1 protein-coding gene is annotated in these 1,305 nt (G+C 33.1%); it reads left to right on the plus strand.

The features are described 5' to 3' along the window. Nucleotides 1–416 precede the first annotated feature (416 nt). On the plus strand, nt 417–1,305 hold an 889-nt coding region (locus PGZ10_RS10065; RefSeq protein ID WP_270541318.1), incomplete at its 3' end, for an RrF2 family transcriptional regulator.

Below are 1,305 nucleotides of genomic sequence, written 5' to 3' on the forward strand. Positions count from 1 at the left end.
CGAGGCATGGTTTCTTTTTTTTGAACGAAGTTCATAACAAGATATTAATGGAAGAATATCGATACGATGGAATAGATTTTACAAAAAAATAAAAAAAATCTTTCCTATTTATAGCATTATAAAAAAAACCACAAATGAGATACAATTCAGAACGTTGATGAGAAACATTCTCTGATTCAAATAGACAATGAGAAAAAATTATATTGAAAAGCCATCATCGCATTACTATATGTTGCGATATTATTATTTATAGAATTCTAGATCTTATATCTGATGATAGAGTAGAACGACCCCCATATCTTGATGAAATTGATGGAAATTTTTGAATAATCAATTTCATCGTCCGACAGGAACCCACCAATTTTTTAGGACGAACTAATACCTGAAATAGTTTAGCTAAGGAAAGGGGTAAAACCATGCAGCTTACAAGTACAACGGATTATGCTATCAGAATCGTATGTTATCTGGCAGCACAAAGGCAGATGATCTCTACATCAGAATTATCTCAGGAACTAAGTGTTCCATCCAGTTATATTCCAAAAATAACAAAAAAATTAAAACAAGCAGGAATCATAAAAGCCTGTGAAGGGATAAAGGGTGGATATCAGATTGCAAAACAGCCAGAGAATATATCTTTAAGGGATGTGATATCGTGTACAGAATCCACCATGGCAATTAGCAGGTGCCTGGAAAAAGAGGGAGGTTGCTCCAAAAATTATATAGCCTGCTGTAAAGTACATCAGATTCTGCTGGATCTGCAAAATATATACAATAACCGCTTGGAAAGCGTAAAGATATCAGACATTATCCGTCCTGGTAAGGATGAATATCTTGGAAAATTTTATGTGATTATAAAAGTTAATCTGAGAGAAAAAGATTATGAATGTATTTATTCTCATAATCATGATGTCTATGAACAAGTAAAAACAGCAGAATCATATGATGACTTTATAAAAAAATATGCGGAAAAATATATTTGTGAAGCAGACTGGGTAAATGTCCAGAAATGTCTTGCAGGTGAGAATTTAACAGAACATCTTGTAGATGGATGTGTGGAAGAAGAAATTTTCTATCGCGGAATCATCGAAAATAACGGTACATCGTATGTATGGATGAAAGCTAGTAAGTATGTGGATGTAAAGGAAAATACAGCAATTATTACATTTCATAATACAAAAGTGATTCCGAATACGATTGTAACAATGGAACAGGAGCTAAGAAAAAAAGAACAGGATGTTTGTATGGAACTCGAAAATGCGACTATTAACTTACAGGATGGATTTTTGAGTGAATTTGCACAGGATG

The sequence above is a fragment of the Coprococcus sp. AF102-57 genome (assembly GCF_027686195.1).
GTDB lineage: Bacteria > Bacillota > Clostridia > Lachnospirales > Lachnospiraceae > Allocoprococcus > Allocoprococcus comes.